Raw genomic sequence first — 19881 nt, 5'->3', positions numbered from 1 at the left:
CTCATTTCCTCAGTTTTGTCTGTCGTAAGTATAGCATTCATTTTTATTCTTACAATCATAAGCATCCGTCCTTTTTTACATAAAAAAATCGTTCCAGAACCTTACCGGTTCAAACCGTTTTTTCAGTTCTTTTGCCATCACATTCCGGTCTGACTTTTCAATATACACATCATTCCTACAACCGGGAATGCTTTGCAAATGGTGCCTGCGACTGTGCAGATTGGATAGGGGATATTTTATCACGTTTACAAATCTGTTGTTTTTTTCTTCGGAAGACAGAGACTTAAGATCAATGACACCACAAACACACCTGCAACTGCATTTCCATTAAAAATATCTCCTACCTCCTTCGGAAATGCGGAAAAGAAGTTTCCGGAAGTCTGTGTCAGTCCGACACCGATACAGAATGCCAGCGATACGATGATCATGGTTCTGTCATCAAACACACACTCTTTGAGCATCTTGATCCCTTCATACATGATCGATCCGAACATCATAACCGTACAGCCTCCAAGCACTGCCTGCGGAAGTGAGTTAAAAAATGCACCCAGTGGTGGGAACAAAGAGGCGAGGATCAGGATCAGCGCGCCCATCAGAATGGTAAAACGGTTAATGACTCCTGTCATCGTGACAAGCCCGATATTCTGACTGAAAGAAGTAAGCGGCAGACAGCCAAAACATCCTGAAATCGCACTGGAGAATCCATCCACGGCAAGAGACCCCTGCAGTTCTTCCATCTTGATATCCCGCCCCAGCGCACCGGTACACACTGCGGTAGTTGCACCTGTTGTCTCTGCTGCCGATACCAGGAAAACAATTGCAATGGTAAAGAATGCTCCCAGATCAAAGACCGGTTTATGGGAAGTAAAAAATACAAGCTTTGGAAGGCTGAACACACCGACCTGTTCAATCGTCTTTGTAATTCCTGAGAAATCGACCATCGGCGCAATCCCCACCACAGTAAATACAATTGACAGAAGATAACCGCAGACCAGACCAACCAGTACGTTCAGGTTCTTGTATACGCCTTTTAACAGATAACGGGCAGCCAGACACACAACCAGTGTGAAAAATCCGACCATAAGATGGTACCACGCTCCAAAATCTTCTGCCCCATTTCCACCGCCCCAGGAATCCATTCCTACCGACAGAAGGGAAAGTCCAATCGCAATTACCACACATGCCGATACTACCGGCGTCAGGAACCGTTTCCAGTATTTGGCACTCATTCCTACCAGTCCCTCAAAAATACCTCCGGCGATCACCGCACCAACCATTCCTTCATATCCAAGTTCCGGATTGGTACAGATCATCAGCAGACTCCCAAGAAAGGTAAAACTGACTCCCATAACGATCGGAAGTCTGGAACCAATCTTCCATACCGGGTAAAGCTGCAGACAGGTCCCGATCCCCGCCGCAAACATCGCGCACTGCAGAAGCTGTGTAATTTCAGCAGCACTTAAGTGATTCTCCGATCCTCTCACAAATGCCGCACTGCACACGATCAGTACCGGTGCCAGATTCGACACAAACATTGCCAGCACATGCTGGAGTCCGAACGGAATCGCCTTTTTAACCGGCACTCTTCCGTTCAGACAGTAAATATTTTCCTCTCTCACCGCTTTTGTATTTTTCTCTTTATCCATCTTCCTTTTTCCTTCATTCTCCCTTTTATTCTGTCCGAAGTGCTGTCACCGGATCACTTTTTGCCGCCTTTCTTGAAGGGATGATTCCGCCAAGCAGAGTCAGTCCGATACTTAAAAGAATCAGCACCACCGCCGGAAGTACCGGTAAAAACGCATTGACTTTGTTATTATCTGCCACCGCATGGATGATCATATTTCCAGGGATCAGAAGCAACAGTGACAGTCCAATCCCGATCAGTCCGGCACAAAGCCCGATGATAAAGGTCTCCGCATTAAATACCTGGGACACATTTCCCTTGGATGCCCCGATCGCACGCAGGATTCCGATCTCTTTCTTTCGCTCCAGTACACTGATGTAGGTGATCACTCCGATCATGATCGAAGATACGACAAGGGAAATCGCCACAAACGCAATCAGCACGTAACTGATGATATCCACAATATTCGTCACCGAGGACATCAGCGTTCCGACGATATCGGTATAGGTAATCACCTGTTCTTCTTTCCCTTCTTTTTCCATCTGACTGTTATAGGAATCCAGAATCTTTACTACTTCTTCCTTACTCTCAAAATCTGTCGGATAGATGGAAATCTGGCTTGGATTGTCAAAATCCGCATATCCCAGCTTCTGAAGATTATTGTCGTAAGAAGCAGTTGCACTCATCGTCATCGATGTCATCAGTTCTGCCAGATCATCCGTCGTCATATTCATCTGGAATGCCTTTGCAAATGCTTCCGTATCAATTTTCATCGAGCTTCCAAGCATATTCTGCAGCTGGGTTCCTACATTTCCCATTGCCGCCTGCATGGCGTTTCCGATTCCACCTGTGATCTGGGTGACAATCTGGTTCATTGCTGAAGTAATCTGCGTTTCAATCGCACCGGAAATCGCTCCGGTATAAGCTCCCATTACCTTTGACATGTAACTTCCCATCGCCGCACCAAGCTGACTCTCCAGCTGATTCAGGTCGATCACTTCGGAAAGCCCGCTCATCAGACGCTGCTTTCCATCTGCCGTGGCAAGATAATTCAGAAAATGCTCTCCCATCTTCGTCGGATCTGCCTTTCCATTTGCCGCAGCATATGCCGAATAACCGCCGGCAAGTTCTCTTGCCAGCTTTGTCAGCTGATCCGAAGTAATATTTACCACCGTATCCCCGAACGTCTCCTGCTGCCATGCATCCATAATCGCTTTGGCTTCTGGTGTCTGCAGATATTCCATCAGATGCTCTGCAAAGGTATCCGGATCCGTATAGCCGTTCGCTTTCGCATATTCCTGATAACCAGCCATTACCTGCCGTACCAGCTCCTGCATCTGATCAGTCGTAATCTGAAAACCACCAGCATTTTCAATGATTTCTCTTAAATTTTCTTTCAGGATCTTCTGTGCATCATCTGTGGTCAGATAATCCATAAAATCCCCTGCCAGATTGGAATAATCTGCCTCCGGATGGGATTTTACATACTCCTGATACCCTTCCAGAACGCTTGCGGACAGCTTCTGCATCCCGCCCGGTTTCACGGTAAGATCCAGACTACCGATCATATCTCCCAGATTCATCTGCGGCATCCCGGACACATCCAGATCGATCTGATCCAGATTCACCATACCGGACAGATCCAGGGAATTTCCGCCCATCTGGAATGCATTTCCCAGATTCAGGGAGTCTGCCGCTAAAAGATTACCAGAAAATCCATCTGAAAGCGCACTGTCATCAAATCCAAAGGCTTTCTGAAGTGCATCCTCATCGACCGTAAACAGGCTGTTCTCATCCAGTCCGTTCTTCTCTTCTGTACTTCCAAACTGCTCTCCGGTAAAGACATTCTTTGACGGATTTTTCAGCTGGTCTTTGACAATCTCACTTTTTGCCGCCTCTTTTGCCACATGCTCTGTCAGACTCTGTGGATAACCAATCCCCGGTGTCAGGGCAGACGCATTTGCATCCTCCGATGCCTGCACGATACCGACAATTTTCAGGGCTTCCCCGTTATCAACCAGCTTTTTCATATAATCCGTATTATCGGATTTGTCCTTCCAGACCTTATACTGGCTGTCATATTCGTAGCAATCCGATACGTTGACCAGCTTGAAGGTCTTCCCTAAAATATCCTCATATGTGTAATCGCCAATATCCGCCGGCGTATTTACATCTTCCTCGTTGATAAACTCCTGGATCATCTCGTCCAGTTCCATCTGATCCCTGAGTCCCAGTGTATAGAGGAGGAAATCACTCATGCCTCCATTTGGAGTCAGCACCAGCACACATTCGTTATAACTTTGTGGCCAGCGTCCCTCTTTCACATCATACTGATTCTCGTACAGGCTTTCTGTCTTCGGCATCTCATAGAACACATTGGTGCTCATCATAGACGACATCAGACTGCTGGTGCTTGCACCGGAACCGATTCCCAGTGCTTCAAAGGATTTGTCCGGATTCACCTGCCGGACTGAACCATCTTTATTCTGCCGGAAGATCCGCGGGGAAATGCTATAGGAATATTCCACTGCACTGGTGTAATCCTCAATCCCGCTTTTGCCGTCATCCAGGTATTCTTTCAGGGATTTCAGATCATTGGAATCCATCGTGGAAAACATATTGGTCATCACCTGCATGACCTTGACTTCCCCGTCTTTTTTTGTCTCCTTTTTATCAGTACTGCCCGAACCGCTGTCCATATTCCCCACCATCATGGAAGTCATGTCAAATCCGGTGCTCTGGATCTGAAGCGGATACTCGGAAAGGGTCTCTTCCTCGATCGACTTAATATAGGCATTCACTCCATTGGAAAGTGCCAGGATCAGTGCAATTCCTATGATTCCGATGGATCCGGCAAACGAAGTCAAAAGGGTTCTTGCTTTCTTTGTCTTTAAGTTATTAAAACTTAAGGAAAGTGCCGTCAGAAAGGACATCGATGATTTCCCCATGTTCTTATGCTCCGGCTCCTTCATGACCGCTTCATTGACATAAAATTCGTCCGTATCCGAGCGGATCTTTCCGTCCTTGAGTGTGACAATACGGGTTGCATATTCTTCGGCAAGCTCCGGGTTATGTGTGACCATCACAACCAGCCGGTCCTTTGCCACCTCTTTTAAAAGTTCCATAACCTGCACACTGGTCGCCGTGTCCAGTGCCCCGGTCGGCTCATCAGCAAGCAGGATATCCGGATCGTTGACCAGTGCACGGGCGATTGCCACCCTCTGCATCTGTCCGCCTGACATCTGGCTCGGTCTCTTATGCAACTGCTCTCCAAGACCAACTTTTTTCAGAGCCTCGATCGCTCTCTTTTTCCGTTCTTCCTTCCCGATCCCGGAAATAGTCAGTGCCAGCTCCACGTTGGCAAGCACTGTCTGATGCGGAATCAGATTATAACTCTGAAATACAAAACCAATGGTATGATTCCGATAGGAATCCCAATCTCTGTCTTTATATTTTTTCGTGGAAATCCCGTTGATGATCAGATCACCACTATCGTACCGATCCAGTCCACCGATGATGTTAAGAAGCGTCGTCTTTCCCGAACCACTCGGTCCCAGGATCGCAACAAATTCATTGTCCCTGAGATTCAGGCTTACATCATCCAGTGCCTTCTGTACCAGCGTACCTGTACGGTATTCTTTGCAGATATGTTGAATTTGAAGCATAAAAATTCTCCTTTTAAGTTGTAACTCATGAAACACGTATGTTTCATTGTACACCCTTAAAAGGAGAAAATCATGTCTTTTAGAAAAATTTAATTCTTTTTAGTCTTTATTTTCTGAGAAGTTCTTTTCCTGAAATACCTGGCTCTGTCATATTGACCGGATCCAGAACGGTTTCCATCTCTTTTTCACTTAAAAGCCCTTCTCTGAGGATCAGATTACGGATGGATTCTCCGGTCTTCATTGCTTTTTTCGCAATCTCCGCTGCTTTCTCATAGCCTACATGCGGACAGATTGCAGTAATTACGCCAATGCTGTTCTCTACCAGCTGACGGCATCTCTCTTCATTGGCTGTGATTCCTGTCACACAGTTATCTACGAAAGTCTGGACTGCATAAGCCAGGGTATCGATGGACTGGAACAGGCAGTAGAATACGATTGGTTCAAACGCATTCAGTTCCAGCTGTCCGCCCTCTGCTGCCATCGTGATCGTCACATCATTTCCAATGATGTTAAATGCGACCTGGTTCACTACTTCCGGGATGACCGGATTCACCTTTCCCGGCATGATCGAAGAACCATTCTGCTTTGCCGGAAGGTTGATCTCGCCAAATCCGGCTCTTGGTCCGGATGACATCAGACGCAGGTCATTGGCGATCTTGGAAAGTGTGACTGCACATGCTTTCACTGCACCGGATACTGCCACAAACGGATCCAGGTTCTGGGTTGCATCAATCAGATCAAAGGCCTGGACAAACTGAATATCAGATATTTTTGAAAGATTCGGAACAATGCGGCTTACATAGGCTTCATCTGCATTGATTCCGGTTCCGACTGCCGTTCCACCCATGTTGACAGTACGCATCTCATCCATCGCCTTATCCATACGGTGGATATCACGCATGATGGCATCGGAATACGCCTGAAATTCCTGACCCAGACGAATCGGAACTGCATCCTGCATCTGGGTGCGTCCCATTTTGATCACATGGTCGAATTCTTCTGCCTTTTTGCAGAGTGCTCCGTGAAGTCTGAGCAGTTCTTTTTTCAGATTCTGAAGAAGTCTGAGTGAAGTCATCTTGCCGGCTGTCGGAATAACATCATTTGTGGACTGTCCGCAGTTTACATCATCATTCGGATTTACTGCTGAATAATCTCCTTTTTTTCCGCCAAGAATCTCAATCGCACGGTTGGCAATGACTTCGTTTGCATTCATGTTCAGAGAAGTTCCCGCACCTCCCTGGATCGGATCTACGATAAAGTACTCATGCAACTTTCCTGCAAGGATCTCATCACATGCCTGTACGATTGCTTTTGCCTTTTTCTTTTCCAGAATCCCACTCTCGCAGTTGGTGATCGCAGATGCTTTCTTTATGTACGCAAGACTGTTGATGATCTCCGGATGCATATTCAGCCCGGTAATGCGGAAATTCTCCGCAGCACGCAGGGACTGTACCCCGTAATATACATCTCCCGGAATATCCTTTGCCCCTATTGAATCCTGTTCTACACGATAACCTGTCTTGTTTTCTTTTCCTTTTTCCATCTCAAAAATCCCTCAATTTTTCATTTTTCTCTGGCGTATTGCCTTTGTTGTTCTCATTATAGCTCTGTGTTATAATATAATCTAATACATATATTTTTATAGTAACTATAATTTTAAAACTATATCAAAGGAGAATACCTATGTTTCAGGGAATGGAATATGTCTATGAAGTTTATCTGGAAAAAAGCTTTTCCAAGGCAGCTGAGAAGTTATTTATCTCACAGCCTTCACTCAGTGCCAACGTAAAGCGTGTCGAGCACCACATCGGATATCCGATCTTTGACCGGAGTACCAAACCACTGTCCCTTACCGAATGTGGGGTACAGTATATCAAAGCGATAGAAAAAATAAAAAGTATCCAGAATGAATTTGAAGGATTTGTAAACGACTGGGGCGATCTGAGAAAAGGAACACTCATCCTCGGAGGAAGCAACCTGTTTTCCTCCTGGATCCTGCCTCCGCTGATTGCGGATTTTGCCCGCAGATATCCTCTGATCCAGATCAGCCTGATTGAAGAAACCACTGCCAATCTTGCCCGTATGCTGCGACACGGGCAACTGGATCTGATGCTGGACAGCAGCGTTCTGGATGCCGCCATCTACAGCTGCCGTAAATTTCAGGAAGAGCACCTGATCCTTGCTGTTCCGGGAGCATTCCCGATCAATAATAGGCTGCGCTCCTATCAGCTTCCTGTAGAAGATATCCTGAGCAAAAAATTTCTGGAAGAATCCTGTCCTCCCGTTCCTCTGACACGCTTTAAAAGTGAGCCATTTATTATGCTGAAACCGGAAAACGACACAGGGAAACGTGCCCGTATGATCTGTCAGAACAATCTCTTTGAACCAAATATCATCCTGGAAATGGATCAGCAGATGACTTCTTACAACATCACCTGCTCCGGCATGGGGATCTCTTTTATCGGAGATATCATGCTCTCAAAAGTACCTCTTACCTCTGATGTGGTGTACTATAAGCTTCCTGCAGGCGAAAGCAGCCGTGACATCCGGTTCTACTGGAAAAATGGTCGCTACCAGACAAGAGCAATGGAAGAATTTTTAAAAATGGCGTGCCAGTAAGGCACGCCACTTGACTGTAGAACAGATACTTTGTATTCATCTGCAATCTTGGATCCGACAAATATTTCTACTCTACATAAACCTACTCACTTCTGAGTGCATCGATCGGATTCATGTTCGCCGCCTTCACCGACGGAAGAAGTCCGAAAATAATTCCGATCAGTGTGGAAAATACTACTCCGACCAGAATAGACACTCCGCTGATTGCCACCGGAACTGCCGAGACTGCGGAAATAATATAGGCAAGCGCAATCCCTCCTGCCACACCGATCAGACCTCCGAGAAGGGTAAGCACTGCCGCTTCCGTCAGAAACTGCGTCAGGATCCTTCTTTTTCTCGCGCCAAGCGCCTTCTTCAGTCCGATCTCCCTAGTTCTTTCTGTTACGGATACCAGCATAATATTCATGACACCGATTCCGCCAACCAACAGGGAAATACTTGCGATCCATATCAGCTGCTGATTCGTAGAATTACTGATCTCCTGGATCTGGTTTGCCTGTTCCAGAAGATCCTCCCCTTTATATTTGATCGTATCATCGGACACCGTCAGATAACTGTTCAGGATATCTGCCGCCTTTTCTCCTGCCGCTGTCATCTCATCTGTGCTTGTCGCGCGGACAACCAGATTCTGCGGTTCATCATACTGATAAATAATCGGCCACAGTGTATCCGGAATACAGATCGTTCCGCTTCCATCCGTGGATACATAACGGTAATAGTCTTCCATCGAATTAATCACCGGCTGCGAATTTTCTTTTCTCGCCATCATACCGATCACAGTAAATGGCTCCCCTTTAACCTCAATAATCTTTCCGATCACATTTCCATCCGGGAATAGAGCTGTGGCTGTCGTTTTATCAAGCAGCACAACTTTCCGGTTTGCAGTAAAATCTTTTTCGGAAAAGCCACGCCCTTTTGTGATCTGAAATCCATAGGCATTCAGATAATTGGAATCTATCCCAAGAATATTACAGCTTGCCAGCTTCTGACTGCCTGCATATACAGCATCATATTCATTCCGTTTGTGATAAAGGGCTGCACTTTCCACCTCATCCAGTGCCTGGATCTCACCAAGTGCCTGATCTGAAATCTCCGGTATTCCATCTGGAACCTCCTGATAAGACAGATCCAGTGTCCAGTCTCCCTGATAAAGCTGGATATTGACCGCATTATTTCCCGCGCCAACCAGATTTTTCTTGATCTGCTCATTGGTTCCTTTGATTGTCGAAACAATTGCAATGATTGATCCGATTCCGATAATAATACCAAGCATCGTCAGCGCAGACCGCAGCTTATGGCTCCAGATTCCCTGAAATGCCAGCCTGATATCTTCAAGCATCTCCTCACCCCCTCATTAATTATAATCATACAGTGACTCCACTGTCTTTGTCTTCGCACCCTCTTTTACATTTCTTCCATACGGAAATGCAATCTCATCCTCCATGGTAAGTCCGGAAACAATTTCAATGGAACCGTACATATTTTTCCCAACCTCTACATACTGCTTCTCCAGCCTTCCATTTTTTCCTTTCTTGTATACATAGGAGCGGTTTCCGTCTTCTCTTATGAACATCTGTTCCAGGTAAATCAAATCTCCACTGTCACCCGAAAGTCCGTCTACGGAAATACTGACACCCTCACCAGATGAAAGGTCTGCATCTTTCTCAACCACTGCAGTAAACGGATAGTAGGACATATTAGGATTCTCGCTGCTCTTCATACTTTCAACCGGTGAATTACCGACACTGGTGATCGTTGCCTCATAAAAGTTCCCCGTATTCCAGGAAGTCACCATCACAGTCATACCCTCTTTTAATTTATCATAACTGCTTTCGGCAATCCCTCCGATTACATAATAACCGGTTTTTCCGGTCACAGATATAACCGGTTTATTCTCCAGCTTTGCCTCTTCTTCGTCAAGTACAGCTTTTACCGTTCCCTCCACTGTACTCTTTACAACACCATTATTTACTTTTTTATCCAGCTTTTTCAATTCCAGTTGTGCTGTTCGCTTCTCCAGATCCAGATCTTTGATCTTCTGTTCTTTTTCCTGGATCTGCTTTGCCTGCTCTTCCCTGGTCATTCCATCTGAATCTCCCGGATCCGGCTCTTCATCTCCACCAGGGTTATCCGGTTCGTCCGGAATTTTCGGCTCTTCCGGTGTCACCGGCTGTTCCGGATTTTCGGGCTTTATCACCTGTCCGGTCTTTCCGTCCAGCGTCCAGGAATATAAAAGAAGCGTCGGTTCCTTCTCCTGATCCACTACATCAAATACGCAGACAGCCCTCTCTTCCAGCATTTTCAGCATGAACTCCGCATTCACCGTTGCCCCCGGCGCACAAAGATAGCGATACGGCTTTTCTTTTGTTCCATCCCCATCCTCATTATAAGGAGCTGCGTCCTTTGTAATCTCTTTATAAATAATCTTGTCCTTCAGTTCTTCAGGAAACGGTTTCCCGATTGATGGTTTTTCCGGTCCTTCCGGATTCTCTGGTGTCTCCGGCTGCTCCGGATTTTCGGAAGTATCCGGATTTTCCCCTTCATTTTTCTTTGCATCCGCAGTCCACATTATTCCAGGTCTGGTTCCTTTTGCAGTCATTTTTCGTAGCTCATCCTGGCTTCTTTCAACAGACGCAACAATCTTTGCATTTTTCAGCTGCTCTAATTCTGCCTTTTGATTCTGAATATTCAGTTCAATCCCCTGAATCTCCATCTGCTTCATTTCCCGCTCAAGTCCTGCAAGCGTGGTATCATAAGCAACCAGACGATCACCGATCTTCACTGTATCCCCTGCCCTGACATAAATCTCTTTAATCGTAAGGGTATCATCATGGTAAATGTCCTGGCTCGCACCTGCCTGCACCTTCGCATAATCATAAATATCCGATTCTGAATACCATCCACCATTACTCATACTGGCTACCGGTGCAACCTTGACCGCTTTTTCGCTTTTTTTCATTGCAAATAAAGTGCCGCCTCCAATGACACATACACAGACAGCCACAGCAATCCCGATCTGAAGAATTTTTTTCTTATTTCTTTTTTGAAAAGCCATCCTTTATTCCCCCTCTTCCGTGCCTCCTGCCTGTACATTTTCGTTCTTCTGAACGGCTGCTCCTTCTTTACATTCTCCATCCGGCCAGACAATGTAATCCGTCTCTTTCAGTCCTTCCGTGATCTCCCATGTATCCTGCTCCTCATCATAAGCACCAAGCTTTACATTTCTCTTTTCCAGTCTGTCCTTTTCATTTGCTACCCAGACATAAGGCTCTTTCCCATCTGCATCTACAATATAAGCAGTCATCAGATGTAATCCCTCTGTATTTACGCCGGTTCCAGGTTCGATATATACATGCTGTCCCAGCATCAGACCATCACTGGTTTCAAGCGTTACATAAAATGGATACTTAGTTGCCCGGGCAGAAGAATCTGAACCGGAATACATCTCGCTTTGTGAACTGCTCTCCGGTTTTTCCGTGTCAATCACATCCACAGATCCTTTCCAGATCTCCTCCTGGTTATTCCTTGCCCGCACCGTCACATCCATTCCCGGCTGAAGCTCACCGATATTCTGTTCACTGATTTTTCCCTTAATTCGGTATTTTCCAGTAGAAAGAATGCTCATAAATGCCTGCTTTTCTCCACTGTAATCATCATAACCAGGATCTGGATTGATCTCCTGGATGATTCCTGCAATCGTGGATGTCACCGTGGATGATTCCAGACTCTTCTTCGTCCGGTTCACTTCCAGTTCTTTTACTTTATAATTATATTCTTCCTGTTTTACATTCGTCTGCAGCTCCTGGATCTGCGTTGTATAAGAAAGCTGCTCACCTGCCGGTGCATTCTTTTTCTCTGTCGTTAAAGCCGCAATCTGTGAATTCAGATTGGAAATACTGTTCCCTATCTTCTCCAGCTCCAGATTCCCCTGCTCCAGTGTCATTGCAAGCTCCTCTGTATCATATTCAAAGAGTTTCGTCCCAGGCTCCACTTCCTGCCCTTTTTCCACGAAAATCTCTTTCACTTTCTGTCCTTCTGAAAGTGAGATTTTCAAAGTATCCTGCGCCTCCACAACACCTGCAAAGCGGTTCACGGTTCCGCTTCCGTTGCCGGTGATCACGCTGACCTTATCCGCGTAGAGGATGTTCTTCGCGGAATCCTTTCCCCCTCCCGAAACCATGTGCAGGATTGCGGCAATCAGAGCGACTGCTAAAATAAAGCATACAATAAAAATCACCTTTTTCTTCCCCGTCAGATTTTCTTTGAAATTCATTCTCATTCCCTCCTCATCATTCTACTTTTAAGGTGTAAAAGTTTGTTGAAGTTAGTCCGACAAAGTGTATATAGAAAGTGCTGCGGCTTCCCTTCGGCAAACCATTCCGAGGAACCTCTGAAAGCGGGAATCGTGTTCAGCAAAGGCTTCCACGATTCCTGAGTTTCCTCTCCATTGCCTCAATAAGGAAGCCGCAGCACTTTCTATATACACTTTGTCCCTCCAAGTTATCGCACTATACCATCGCCCCATAACTTCTTTCTGATATTCAATCATATATTCAGTATACTGGAAAACAATGTTGAATACTATTTATTTTTTCTTAATTTTCATTCATTTTTTGTATCATTTTGTTTTTGACTGAATTTTCATTCTTTATATATACATCCCTTATCCAAACACATTAGACCAGTAACTAGATACATCTTCCATTCCTCTAAACTTCACCCATCCCCTCCAACTCGCCACAGCATCCCCTTCCCCCAAAAAAGTACACCGCTCACTTCCCCTCAAGGAATCCCTGTCTTTTTTGAACACACAGAAGGGCAACGCCAGCAAAGTAGAATGGTCGACCGGGCGAAAAGAATTGTCGTAGATTCACTTATTACGCAATGGAGATGAAACCCAGGAATCGTGGAAGCCTCTGCTGAACACGATTCCCGCCCTAAGGGGTTCATCAGAATGGTTTGCGTAATGGAATCTATGAAAATTCTTTTCGTCCGGTCGACCTCACAACCTTCTCCTACTTGCCCTTCGTCCCCTTGCATAAAAAACACCGCAGGATTCCCCATCTCCCGCGGTGTACTCTTTTACATACCTCTATTCTTCTACCATATGACAAGCTACTTTATGTCCCGGTTTCACCTCTCTGAAGACCGGTGCTTCCTGTCTGCATTTTTCTGTCGCATGCGGACAACGTGTAGAGAACGCACAACCCTTAAAATCTTCGGTTCTGACCGGCTGTTCTCCGGAAAGCTCTGAAAATCCATCCCTCTCAATATACGGATCCGGCACAGAAGCAAAAAGTCCTTTAGTGTACGGATGGAGTGGATTTGCAAACAATTCTTCGGTATCGGTTTCTTCTACCAGTGTCCCCAGATACATAACCCCAATACGGTCTGAGATAAAACGGATAACACCGATATCGTGTGAAATAAATAAAAGGCTGAGTCCCAGTTCCTTCTGAAGCTGCATCAGCATATTCAGGATCTGTGCCTGAATGGATACGTCAAGTGCAGATACCGGTTCGTCACAGACGATCAGTTTTGGCCCGATAACAAGGGCACTTGCAATACCGAGACGCTGTACCTGCCCACCGGAAAGCTCGTGCGGGAAACGGAAATAATGGTCTTCGGAAAGCCCTACCTTCTTCAGGACCTCTACTACCTTTTCTCTTCTTTCTGATGCATCCAGATTGCTGTGGATCTTCAGGATATCCTCCAGGATATCTCCGATTCTCTGACGCGGATTCAGTGCAGAAAGGGTATTCTGGAATACCATCTGCAATTCTTTTCTAAGTGGTTTGAACTCTTTGTCACTTAATTTGCAAAGATCCTTTCCATCGTAAAGAATGGAACCACTGTCTGGTTTTGTCAGACCTACAATTGCACGTCCTGTGGTAGATTTTCCACATCCGGATTCCCCAACCAGTCCGTATGTCTCACCCTTTTTTATGGAAAGGGACATATTATCTACTGCACACATCCGGGATGTTTTCCCGAAAAGGCTACTCTTTCCGGTTTTCAGAGGGAAAGACTTTTTTAAGTTTTTAATTTCCAGTAAATATTCACTCATCTGTCTATACCTCCTCTTTCACTGCCTGATCTGCATATTTCCAACATTTTACCAGATGCCCTTTTCTTGCTTCCACAAGCGGCGGCTGTGTGTTCTTGCAGCGGTCATCCGCGTATTTGCATCTGGTACAGAAATGACATCCGACTGGGATCTTGGTCAGCGGCGGTACGGTTCCCGGAATAGTTGGAAGTTCTTTACCTCTCTCCACTCCAAGATGCGGGATACAGGCAAGAAGCCCTTCCGTATACGGATGCAGTGGATTGGCAAAAAGTTCTTCTGTCGTAGTATCTTCTACTACCTGTCCCAGATACATAACCTTCACACTATGACAGAGCTGCGCAACCGCCCCCATGTCATGCGTGATAAAGAGCACGGACATACCAAGCTTTTCATTCAGCTCTTTGATCAGATGCAGGATCTGTTCCTGGATTGTTACATCCAGGGCAGTCGTCGGCTCATCTGCGATCAGAAGCTTCGGCTCGCAGGCAAGTGCCATTGCGATCATCACTCGCTGCTGCATACCACCGGATAATTCAAACGGGTACTTTTTCATGCAGTCTTCCGGATTCGGAATCCCGGTCAGCTTCAGCATCTCGATTGAACGTGCCTTTGCCTCTGCCTTTGTTACGTTTTTATGAAGAAGCACGATTTCGCTGAGCTGCTTTTCAACGGTATGTACCGGGCTTAAAGAGTTCAGCGGATCCTGGAAAATAACAGAAATATCATTTCCACGGATCTCTCTCATCTTGGAAAGCGGTCGCTTTAACAGGTCTTCATTTTCAAACAGGATCTCTCCCTCGTACTGCACTGCGGTGTCGTGATCACGAAGACGGAGAATGGACTGTGACATGACACTTTTTCCGGATCCGGACTCTCCTACAACTCCGATGATCTCACCCGGCTGGATACAGAGATTTACTCCGTCTACTGCAGGAAGCCATTTCTTATGAACGGAGAATTTTACCCGCAGATCTTTGACTTCCAGAATTGGATTTTTACATTCATTACACTGCTTTTCCATTATTTCTTCGCTCCTCCTTTTACTCTCGGATCAAGGAAATCCCGGAGACCGTCGCCCAGAAGATTCAGACTGAGTACACAGACTACTACTGCAATACCAGGGCAGATCATGGTCCACGGTGCCTTTGAAAATACCAGCTTGCTGTCCTGCAGCATATTTCCCCAGCTTGCTGCCGGAGCCGGAATACCAGCACCTAAGAAGCTTAAGGATGCTTCGGAAATGATTGCCTGTGCAAAAATGAAAGAGGCCTGCACGGTAAGCGGTGAAATAACGCCCGGAAGGATCAGCTTCCAGAGGATTTTAAAGTTACTGAACCCCTGCACCTTTGCAGCCTCCACATACGGCTGCTCTTTGATGACCATCGCACTTGCACGGACAGTACGCGCCACACTCGGTGTATAAACGATCGTCAGGGCAAGCACCACATTCCAGCTGGAAGTACCAAGTGCTGCGATCAGGGCGATTGCAAGAAGAATTCCCGGAATGGCGATCAGACCATCACTGATTCTCATCAGGATCTGGTCAAGAATTTTGAAATAGCTTGCATACACACCGATGATCGTGCCAAGGATGCAGGAAAAAGCAGCAACACATCCGCCTACCCAGAGGGATACTCTGGCTCCATACATCAGACGGATGAATATATCACGGCCATATTCATCTGTTCCGAAAATATATTTTGCACACGGCGCTTTAAAACGTTCTGTGACCGTCATGGCATTTGGATCAACCTTACTAAGAAGCGGAACCAGGACAGCTACAATAAGAATTACGACAAATCCGACTGCACCGATGATCAGTGCCGGATTTGCAAGAAGTTTTTCTTTCCGAAGCTGTCTCTGCTCTTTAAAAATCGCTTCACTGGCTTCAGACATACTTTTTCTTGTAAAATACATCTTTTTTTCCTCCTATTTGCGTCCTGGCTGGAGTCTTGGATCTACGAAACCGTAAAGAACATCCACCACCAGATTGACAAGTACATACAACATGGTTACAAATAGTACAACTCCCTGAATTACAAAGACATCTCTTCTGTTGATGGAAGTCATGGTCAGCATACCAAGCCCCGGTATGTTAAACAACGTTTCTGTGACGATAGTACCTGTGATCAGACTTCCGAATGATTGTCCCACCACTGTTAAAATAATCGGCGCTGCATTTTTAAGTCCATAGACCAGAACCACTTTCATCTCTTTCAGTCCCTTTGCCCGGGCTGTATGGATGAAGTTTTTATAAAGCACATCCAGAAGGGAAGATCTTGTCATTCTGGTAAGATATGCTGCCTGTACGATTCCAAGGGACAGAGCCGGAACAAACAGATATTTCAGATGTTCGCCAAATCCTGCAGAAAGTGTGGCATAGCCTGCAACCGGGAACCAGTGGTTATACACACTGAAAGCAAGCATCAGAAACATACTGAGCAAAAATCCCGGAAGTGCAGAACCGAGAAGTGAAATTGAAACGGCTGTTACGTCAATGGCTGTTCCTCTTTTGTAAGCCGCAAGGATTCCAAGCGGTACGGAAAGGATCAGTGCAAAAATCTGTGCAAGAATTGCCAGACTTAAGGTTGGTCCAAAATACTCTCCGATTGCCGAAAGAACAGATGTCTGAAGAAAATAAGAATTTCCCCAGTCCCCGTGTAACACATTTCCAAACCAATCGAGATACTGTACCAGAAATGGTCTGTCAAAACCAAGCTGTGCATTGAGTGCACTGATCTGATCCGGAGTTGCTTCCATACCAAGAATTGCCGTTGCAGGTCCCCCCGGGATCATGTAAACTACCAGGAAAGCAACAACTGATACGACAAACATAACCGGGATCAGTGATAAAAGTCTTTTTCCGATATAAGATAACATACTGTACTCCTTCTTTAAAAAACGGCGAGCCGCATCTGCTGCTCGCCGTTACCATCTCCGGATTATTTTGAAACTGTTGCGTTCCATAAAATCGGGAATCTTAAGTAATCATAACCTTCTACTTTTGTGCTAAGAGCATTTACACCTGTGTAATGCCCGATAACAGATGCTGCACCATATTCATAAAGAAATTCCTGTAGATCTGCCCATGCAGCAGAAGCATCTTCTGTAGATGCAGCAGAACGGATCGCTGTAATTCCATCTGTAACTTCCGGTGCATCAAGTCCTGCCCATCCTTTATCAAGCACGGATAACTGGATCGGAAGTACGTTGTAGCTGTTACTTGTCACATACATGCTGAACTGTTTCGGATCTGCACGATGTTCCATGAAAGTACTGAAATCATAGCTTTCAACTTCAGCATTGATTCCAACTTTCTTTAACTGTTCCTGAACAACCAGTGTTGCACTGTACATTTCCGGATAATCCGGTGTTGTTACAAGTACAAGTTTTTCGTTATTATATCCTGCTTTCTTAAGAAGCTCTTTTGCTTTATCCGCATCATTCTGGTTGTAATATTCTTTTCCTGCATCTGTTCCCCACTGTGTATCTGACGGGTTGAACCATCCCGGATTTTCTTCGTAGAGGTCTTCGTTACCGTAACATGCAAGAAGAATATCGTCACAGTTAAGTGCAGCAAGCACGGCCTGTCTCATATCCTGGTTAGCCATGATTCCTTCTGTTGTATTAAGGAAAAGGTTAAGTGTACCACCCTTTGTAATGCTAAGTGTTACGTTAGAAGCATTTGCCAGATCATCATAGTTATCCAACGGAATTTCTTCAACAACATCATACTGTCCGTTCTGTGCACCTGCGAGTCGTGTAGATGCATCTGTAACGAAATCAAATACCAATGTCTTTGTTGCAGCGGTTTTTTCGCTTGCAAGACCAGATGTTGCATTTTCATTTCCCTGGTAATCATCATTCTTCTCTAACTTAATGTACTGATCCTGTTTCCACTCAGCAAGTTTATACGGACCTGTACCGATGAATTCGCTGATTCCTTCATCTGTAGCAGCTTCAACAATCTCTGCCGGATAAATAGCTGCGAACATGATCGGGTTAGCAAGAACGGTAATAATATCAGAAGAAGCCTGGTTAGCTGTCATCTTCACTGTATAATCATCCACTTTTTCAAATGTAGATCCACCGATCAATGTATTTGCCTTTGGTGATTTTTCTATCCAACGGTTCATAGATGCAACAACGTCATCTGCAGTCATCTCGTTGCCGTTATGGAATTTCACACCTTCACGAAGTTTAATGGTATATTCAAGACCATCTTCGCTTACTTCGTAAGATTCTGCAAGAACCGGCTGCGGCTCATAGTTTTCATCCATTGCAAACAGTGGCTCAAAAATATGATACGCAATCTGTCCTACAATGTTGGAGTTGCTGATCTGTGTGTCAAGTGTTGGCGGGTTTGCTGATACTGCAATGTGCATTTCATCTTTTGCCGCTGCTGCTTCTGTCTGCTTTGCATCTGTGCTGCCATCTTTCTTGTCTGATCCCCCGCAACCTGTTGTTGCAAGAAGAGCTGCACATAAAGAGAAAGCAAGAACACGTGAAAGTGTTTTCTTTTTCATTAATTCTTTCCTCCTAAAATTGTCATATAATTAACACCTTTTGTAGTATACATCAACTATATTTATAAGTCTAATTGTTTTTTCCTATAAGTATTGTTAATATTTTATTCTTCTATAACTATTCTTTAATTACCGCGATTACATGCTTTCTGTTCAGTCCATCTAATGTTTTTATTATATTCTTCTTACACGTTTTCAGCAATCAGCAATTTTTCCGTATAACACTTTACGGAAAGCTGAGAAGTCTCACGCTATGATACATCAAAAGTTGGGGAAATATTGGGGAGTTACACTACTCCCCAACACGCAAAAAAACCTTGAATTATCCCATTTTCATAGGAAATTCAAGGTTTTTCGTTGATTTACATGATAATAATACGGTTCAAATTCTTATGCGAACTGTAAGATTATGCGTTCATCTGAGCTGCAACTTCAGCTGCAAAATCTTCATTTTTCTTTTCAAGACCTTCACCTGTCTCGAAACGAACGAATTTCTTCAGAGTGATAGTTGTTCCGTTAGCTTTTCCAACTTCGTCAAGGTATTTAGCTACAGACTGTTTTCCGTCTTCAGCTTTTACATATACCTGATCTAACAGACAGATTTCCTTCATCTCTTTGTTGATACGTCCGGAAATCATTCCCTGGATAACCTTTTCCGGTTTCTGAGATTCTTTCGGATCGTTCATGATCTGAGCAAGAAGAATTTCTTTCTCATGTGCGATGTAATCAGCATCTACGTCTGCCTGGCTTACATACTTAGCATTTAAAGCTGCTACCTGCATAGCTACGTTTTTCAGAGCTTCTTTAACAGCGTCGTTAACAACTGCTGTATCAGCTTCTACAAGAACACCGATACGTCCGCCACCGTGGATGTAAGATACTACACAACCGTCTGTAACGATCTTTTCGAATCTTCTGATGCTGAGCTTTTCTCCGATTACAGAAATCTTTTCTGTAAGTGCATCGTTAACTGTCTTAGAAGCATCTTCGTTCCAGGCTTCAGCCATGAATCCTTCCATATCTGTAGCTTTTGTAGTAAGTGCCTGATTAACAACTGCTTTTACGAATGCCTGGAAATCAGCGTTCTTAGCAACAAAGTCTGTCTCAGAGTTAACTTCTACGATAGCTGCTGTCTTATCTTCTTTAACGTCTGCCATAACAATACCTTCAGCTGCGATACGTCCAGCTTTCTTAACAGCCTTAGCTTCGCCGTTCTTTCTGAGGTATTCGATTGCTGCATCCATATCTCCGTTAGATTCGTTCAGAGCTTTTTTGCAGTCCATCATACCAGCGCCTGTCATTTCTCTTAATTCTTTTACCATGCTTGCTGTGATTGCCATGATTTTTTCCTCCATCTTTTAATATGATCTTTCGGATTGT

13 protein-coding genes are annotated in these 19881 nt (G+C 45.0%); 1 reads left to right on the top strand and 12 read right to left on the bottom strand.

Annotation, left to right across the window (positions count from 1 at the left end):
• Positions 1–245: 245 nt before the first annotated feature.
• From ACYQ5K_RS15250 to ACYQ5K_RS15240, 3 genes are all read right to left on the bottom strand, one after another.
• Positions 246–1646, bottom strand: coding sequence for a uracil-xanthine permease family protein (locus tag ACYQ5K_RS15250; RefSeq protein WP_173687591.1), 1401 nt, complete (start codon positions 1644–1646; stop codon positions 246–248).
• 25 nt (positions 1647–1671) lie between these two features.
• Positions 1672–5289 (bottom strand): ABC transporter ATP-binding protein/permease, encoded by a 3618-nt coding sequence (locus tag ACYQ5K_RS15245; RefSeq protein WP_173687592.1) that lies wholly within the window; start codon positions 5287–5289, stop codon positions 1672–1674.
• 106 nt (positions 5290–5395) lie between these two features.
• Positions 5396–6832, bottom strand: a complete 1437-nt coding sequence (locus ACYQ5K_RS15240) for an aspartate ammonia-lyase (RefSeq protein WP_173687593.1) — start codon at positions 6830–6832, stop codon at positions 5396–5398.
• A 140-nt stretch (positions 6833–6972) separates the two neighbouring features.
• On the opposite strand from ACYQ5K_RS15240, the gene ACYQ5K_RS15235 reads away from it, so the two are divergent.
• The gene (locus tag ACYQ5K_RS15235) at positions 6973–7908 is read left to right on the top strand and encodes a LysR family transcriptional regulator (protein ID WP_178025821.1); all 936 of its coding nucleotides are present in this window, start codon (positions 6973–6975) and stop codon (positions 7906–7908) included.
• Between the two features lie 82 nt (positions 7909–7990).
• Here the strand turns inward: ACYQ5K_RS15235 and ACYQ5K_RS15230 are convergent, their stop codons facing one another.
• The 9 genes from ACYQ5K_RS15230 to tsf all read right to left on the bottom strand — a co-directional run bounded on the left by ACYQ5K_RS15230 (position 7991) and on the right by tsf (position 19841).
• Positions 7991–9247: an ABC transporter permease gene (locus ACYQ5K_RS15230; protein WP_178025822.1), complete on the bottom strand. Its 1257-nt coding sequence runs from the start codon at positions 9245–9247 to the stop codon at positions 7991–7993.
• Positions 9248–9262: 15 nt separating this feature from the next.
• Positions 9263–10963: an HlyD family secretion protein gene (locus ACYQ5K_RS15225; protein WP_173687596.1), complete on the bottom strand. Its 1701-nt coding sequence runs from the start codon at positions 10961–10963 to the stop codon at positions 9263–9265.
• Positions 10964–10966: 3 nt separating this feature from the next.
• Entirely contained in the window at positions 10967–12181 is a 1215-nt protein-coding gene (locus ACYQ5K_RS15220) for an efflux RND transporter periplasmic adaptor subunit (protein WP_173687597.1), read from the bottom strand.
• An 819-nt stretch (positions 12182–13000) separates the two neighbouring features.
• Entirely contained in the window at positions 13001–13975 is a 975-nt protein-coding gene (locus ACYQ5K_RS15215; RefSeq protein WP_459777871.1) for an ABC transporter ATP-binding protein, read from the bottom strand.
• A gap of 4 nt (positions 13976–13979) precedes the next feature.
• Complete coding sequence (locus ACYQ5K_RS15210) at positions 13980–14996, bottom strand: ABC transporter ATP-binding protein (RefSeq protein WP_117824729.1); 1017 nt, start codon at positions 14994–14996, stop codon at positions 13980–13982.
• Positions 14996–15892 carry an ABC transporter permease gene (locus ACYQ5K_RS15205; protein ID WP_459777870.1) on the bottom strand — a complete coding sequence of 299 codons (897 nt, stop codon included), beginning with the start codon at positions 15890–15892 and terminating at the stop codon, positions 14996–14998. The genes ACYQ5K_RS15210 and ACYQ5K_RS15205 overlap by 1 nt, the downstream gene beginning before the upstream one ends.
• 12 nt (positions 15893–15904) lie before the next feature.
• Positions 15905–16855 carry an ABC transporter permease gene (locus tag ACYQ5K_RS15200; RefSeq protein ID WP_459777869.1) on the bottom strand — a complete coding sequence of 317 codons (951 nt, stop codon included), beginning with the start codon at positions 16853–16855 and terminating at the stop codon, positions 15905–15907.
• A 62-nt stretch (positions 16856–16917) separates the two neighbouring features.
• Positions 16918–18501, bottom strand: a complete 1584-nt coding sequence (locus ACYQ5K_RS15195; protein WP_459777868.1) for an ABC transporter substrate-binding protein — start codon at positions 18499–18501, stop codon at positions 16918–16920.
• Positions 18502–18908: 407 nt separating this feature from the next.
• Positions 18909–19841, bottom strand: a complete 933-nt coding sequence (tsf, locus tag ACYQ5K_RS15190; protein ID WP_044999250.1) for a translation elongation factor Ts — start codon at positions 19839–19841, stop codon at positions 18909–18911.
• Positions 19842–19881 lie beyond the last annotated feature (40 nt).

Source organism: Allocoprococcus similis, from assembly GCF_054660775.1.
The sequence above is the reverse complement of the archived record's forward strand: the minus strand, read 5'-3'. Positions and strand labels throughout refer to the sequence as shown.

Coding starts and splice junctions, on each gene's coding strand:
- ACYQ5K_RS15250 (WP_173687591.1), bottom strand. CDS start 1,646: ATGGATAAAGAGAAAAATACAAAAGCGGTGAGAGAGGAAAATATTTAC.
- ACYQ5K_RS15245 (WP_173687592.1), bottom strand. CDS start 5,289: ATGCTTCAAATTCAACATATCTGCAAAGAATACCGTACAGGTACGCTG.
- ACYQ5K_RS15240 (WP_173687593.1), bottom strand. CDS start 6,832: ATGGAAAAAGGAAAAGAAAACAAGACAGGTTATCGTGTAGAACAGGAT.
- ACYQ5K_RS15235 (WP_178025821.1), top strand. CDS start 6,973: ATGTTTCAGGGAATGGAATATGTCTATGAAGTTTATCTGGAAAAAAGC.
- ACYQ5K_RS15230 (WP_178025822.1), bottom strand. CDS start 9,247: ATGCTTGAAGATATCAGGCTGGCATTTCAGGGAATCTGGAGCCATAAG.
- ACYQ5K_RS15225 (WP_173687596.1), bottom strand. CDS start 10,963: ATGGCTTTTCAAAAAAGAAATAAGAAAAAAATTCTTCAGATCGGGATT.
- ACYQ5K_RS15220 (WP_173687597.1), bottom strand. CDS start 12,181: ATGAATTTCAAAGAAAATCTGACGGGGAAGAAAAAGGTGATTTTTATT.
- ACYQ5K_RS15215 (WP_459777871.1), bottom strand. CDS start 13,975: ATGAGTGAATATTTACTGGAAATTAAAAACTTAAAAAAGTCTTTCCCT.
- ACYQ5K_RS15210 (WP_117824729.1), bottom strand. CDS start 14,996: ATGGAAAAGCAGTGTAATGAATGTAAAAATCCAATTCTGGAAGTCAAA.
- ACYQ5K_RS15205 (WP_459777870.1), bottom strand. CDS start 15,892: ATGTATTTTACAAGAAAAAGTATGTCTGAAGCCAGTGAAGCGATTTTT.
- ACYQ5K_RS15200 (WP_459777869.1), bottom strand. CDS start 16,855: ATGTTATCTTATATCGGAAAAAGACTTTTATCACTGATCCCGGTTATG.
- ACYQ5K_RS15195 (WP_459777868.1), bottom strand. CDS start 18,501: ATGAAAAAGAAAACACTTTCACGTGTTCTTGCTTTCTCTTTATGTGCA.
- tsf (WP_044999250.1), bottom strand. CDS start 19,841: ATGGCAATCACAGCAAGCATGGTAAAAGAATTAAGAGAAATGACAGGC.